Here is a 3,771-nt window from a genome sequence, read left to right on the forward strand (position 1 = left end):
ATTACCACCCCTACCACGCAATCCGCTATTGGCACAGGTCGGGTGGGCGGGTTTTTGTTTATGACCACCCGGCGGGAGGGCGCTTCCCAGCGCCCTCCCGCTGCGGCGTTTCCGGCCCGTGGCGCCCGCGTGGCGGGCGGGCCCTAGTGGTGGAAGCCCTCGCGGGCCGGCATCCCCAGTTCCCGGAGCGGGACGGGCTGGCGCCGCAGCTCCGGCAGCAGCCGGTTGAGGTCGGCCAGCAGCAGGTCGGCCAGGTCCCGGGAGAAGCCGTTGCGGCAGACGATCCGGATCACGGACAGGTCCTCCCGGTCCGCCGGGAAGCTGTAGGCGGGCACCTGCCAGCCGCGCTCGCGCAGCCGCCGCGAGACGTCGAACACGTCGAAGTTCACGTCCTCGGTGGTGGTGAAGGCGAACACCGGGACTTGGTCCCCGCGGGTCAGCAGCCGGAAGCAGCCCAGTTTCCCGATCTCCCCGGCCAGGTAGGTGGCGACCTCCCGGCAGGCCCCCTGGACGGCCCGGAAGCCCTCCCGGCCGAGCCGCAGGAAGACGTAGTACTGGGCCGCGACCTGTGCGCCGGGCCGGGAGAAGTTGAGCGCGAACGTCGGCATCTCGCCGCCCAGGTAGTTGACCCGGAAGACCAGCTCCTCGGGCAGCGCCTCCTTGTCCCGCCACAGCGCCCAGCCGACACCCGGGTAGACCAGGCCGTACTTGTGGCCGGAGGTGTTGATCGACTGCACCCGGGGGAGCCGGAAGTCCCAGACCAGCTCCGGGTCGAGGAACGGCGCCACCATGCCGCCGGAGGCGGCGTCCACGTGTACCGGGACGTCCAGGCCGGTGCGCTGCTGGAGTTCGTCCAGGGCCGCGCAGATCTCCGCGATCGGCTCGTACGACCCGTCGAAGGTCGAGCCGAGGACGCCGACCACGCCGATGGTGTTCTCGTCGCACAGGGCGACCGCCTGCTCGGGGCCGAGGTGGAAGCGCTCTCCCTCCATCGGCGCGGTGCGGGCCTCGATCTCCCAGAAGTTGCAGAACTTCTCCCAGCACACCTGAACGTTGATGCCCATCACCAGGTTGGGCCGGGCCCCGGACGCGTAGCGCTCGGGGTAGCGGCGCATCCAGCGGCGCTTGAGCGCCATGCCGGCCAGCATGCAGGCCTCGCTGGAGCCGGTGGTGGAGCAGCCGACCGCGCTGTCCGGGTCGGGGGCGTGCCAGAGGTCGGCGAGGATGGCCACGCAGCGCCGCTCCAGCTCGGCGGTCTGCGGGTACTCGTCCTTGTCGATCATGTTCTTGTCCAGGCACTCGGTCATCAGCCGGGTGGCCTGCACCTCCATCGAGGTGGTGACGAAGGTCGCCAGGTTGAGCTTGGCGCTGCCGTCCAGCATCAGCTCGTCGTGGACCAGCTGGTACGCGGTGTCGGCCGCCACCGGGCCCTCGCCGAGCCGGTGCACCGGAGGGGCCAGCTCCATCGCGCCCAGCGGATCGGTGATGCCGACGAACGGACTGACGCTCAGCCGGCGGTCGCCGCCGGTCCCCTTGTGCAGGGCCATGGGATCCTGCCGCCCTTTCGCCTCGGTGGCCGTGTCCCGACCCACGCTGCCATCGGGGGCGGGGCGACGCATCTTCGTCGGCGTACTCCGGCCAATCCCGTCCCGCCCCCGCGGAGGGGCCCGCGCCGCCTACGACGAGGCGACCTCCGGGTGGATCTGGTCCCGGGCGGCCCGGTACTGCTGGCGCACCGCCGAGCCGATCGCCAGGTCCTGCTCGTCCTCGGGCGCGATGGTCTCGGCGTCCGGCAGCGTCCACTCCGGCGGTTCGGGGGTGCCCGCCAGCGCCCAGGCGGCCTGCCGGGCGGCGCCGCGGGCGGCGTGCGCGCCCGGCGGCGGCACCACGACCGGGACGCCGAACAGCATCGGGGCGACGTGCCGCACCACGGGCAGCCGGCCGGCCGCGCCGAGCAGGAACACCCGCTTGATCGCCACGCCCCGGGCGCGCAGCACGTCCAGCGCGTCGGCGATGTTGCACAGCATGCCCTCGACGGCGGCCCGGGCCAGGTGCTGCGGGGTCATCGCCTCGGCCCGCAGACCGGTCAGGGTGCCCGCGGCGTGCGGCAGTGCGGGGGTGCGCTCGCCGTCCAGGTAGGGGAGCAGCACCAGGCCGTAGGCGCCGGGGGAGGAGTGCTGGGCGAGGTCGCTCAGCCCTTCCAGGTCCCGGCCCAGCATGGCGGCGGTGGCGCGCAGCACCTGGGCGGCGTTGAGGGTGGCGACCATCGGCAGGTGGCGGCCGCCGGCGTCGGCGAAGGAGGAGACCAGCCCAGTGGCGTCCACCACGGCCTCGTCGTGGACGGCGAAGATCGTCCCGGCGCTGCCGAGCGAGACCACCGCGTCACCCGGGCCGAGGCCCAGGCCCAGGGCCGCGGCCATGTTGTCGCCGGTGCCGGCCGAGATCAGCAGGCCCTCGGGGGTGTGTCCGGCGGGTTCGGCGGGGCCGAGCACGTCCGGCAGCCGCAGTTCGTGGCCGAGCGCCAGCTCGACCAGGTCCTGCCGGTACTCGCCGGTGATCGGGGACCAGTAGCCGGTGCCGGAGGCGTCGCCGCGGTCGGTGGTGCGGCGCTTGGGGTGGCCGAGCAGCTGCCAGACCAGCCAGTCGTGCGGCAGCAGCACCTCGGCGACCCGGCGGGCGTTGGCCGGTTCGAACTCGGCCAGCCAGCGCAGCTTGGCGATGGTGTACGTCGGGCCGGGCACCGCGCCGATCGCGGCGGTCCAGGCTGCCGGGCCGCCGAGGGCGTCCAGCAGCTTGGCGGCGGCGCCGCTGGCGCGCGGGTCGTGCCACAGGATCGCGGGCCGGACCAGGACCCCGCCGGCGTCCAGGCCGATCATGCCGTGCTGCTGCGCGCTGACGCCGATCGCCCGGACGCTCTCCAGCAGGCCGCCGGCCGCGGCGTCGCCGAGCGAGTGCAGCCAGACCTGCGGGTCGGCCTCGCCGGGGCGCAGGTCCTGGTCCTCGGGGACGGGATGCGGAGCCTTGCCGGAGCGGAGGACGGCGCCGGTGTCCGCGTCGCACGCGACGATCCGGGTGCGGTTGGTCGAGCTGTCTATCCCCGCGACGATGGCCATGTCGAGATCATGCCTCAGCCCGGCCCGGGACGCGTCCGGGCCGGGTGAGACGTTGCCGGTTCGGGACCGCGCGTTGGGACCCCCTTTGCCCGGGGCGCGCCCGCGGACGGGCCCCGGACGCTACCGTCCGGTCACGGCCGGACGGTGCCCCAGCCGTCGTCCTCCGCGCGGGAGCGGCTGAAGTACGGCACCCGGTCGGTGACCGCGTTCGGCAGCCGGTCGCCGACCCGGTCCGCGACGGCGCCGGCCGCCTTCCCGGCCACCGCGCCGGCCTGCTGCCGCGCCCGGTCCGTCGCCCCCTGCACGGTGGGGTTCTGGGCGATCTGCCGGGTGACCTTGGCGATCTGTTCGTAGCGCTGACGCCCGGCCCGCGAGCCGAGGACGTAGCCGGCCGCGAATCCCACGGCCAACGACAGCTTCCACATGATCGGACCCACCCTCTCCTGGCGGCCTTCTGCCGCATTGCCCTACCCGTTGCGCGGGACGGTGAACCGTGCCCCGCTCCCCCGCAACCCCCGGCGCCGCCGGCGGCGCGCGCCGGGGCCGCCCGGCCGAGGGGGGCCGCCGGGTGCTGTGCCCCACCCGGTCGGTGTGGTCGGCCCCCGCGAGCGCCCCCCGCGTCGTGGTGCTGCACCTGGGCCGGCTGATCGCCGACGGC

Annotated in this window: 3 protein-coding genes; all 3 read right to left on the minus strand. The window is 74.5% G+C overall.

The window, feature by feature from the left end; all coding sequences use genetic code 11:
* Positions 1–143: 143 nt before the first annotated feature.
* On the minus strand, positions 144–1,547 hold the full coding sequence (locus ACFWIS_RS00890) for a glutamate decarboxylase (protein ID WP_380460625.1): 1,404 nt from the start codon (positions 1,545–1,547) through the stop codon (positions 144–146).
* A gap of 129 nt (positions 1,548–1,676) precedes the next feature.
* The gene (locus ACFWIS_RS00895) at positions 1,677–3,113 is read right to left on the minus strand and encodes an FGGY family carbohydrate kinase (RefSeq protein ID WP_380460623.1); all 1,437 of its coding nucleotides are present in this window, start codon (positions 3,111–3,113) and stop codon (positions 1,677–1,679) included.
* 131 nt (positions 3,114–3,244) lie between these two features.
* Positions 3,245–3,538: a hypothetical protein gene (locus tag ACFWIS_RS00900; RefSeq protein WP_350511030.1), complete on the minus strand. Its 294-nt coding sequence runs from the start codon at positions 3,536–3,538 to the stop codon at positions 3,245–3,247.
* Positions 3,539–3,771 lie beyond the last annotated feature (233 nt).

The organism is Kitasatospora sp. NPDC127060 (genome assembly GCF_042724935.1).
GTDB lineage: Bacteria > Actinomycetota > Actinomycetes > Streptomycetales > Streptomycetaceae > Kitasatospora.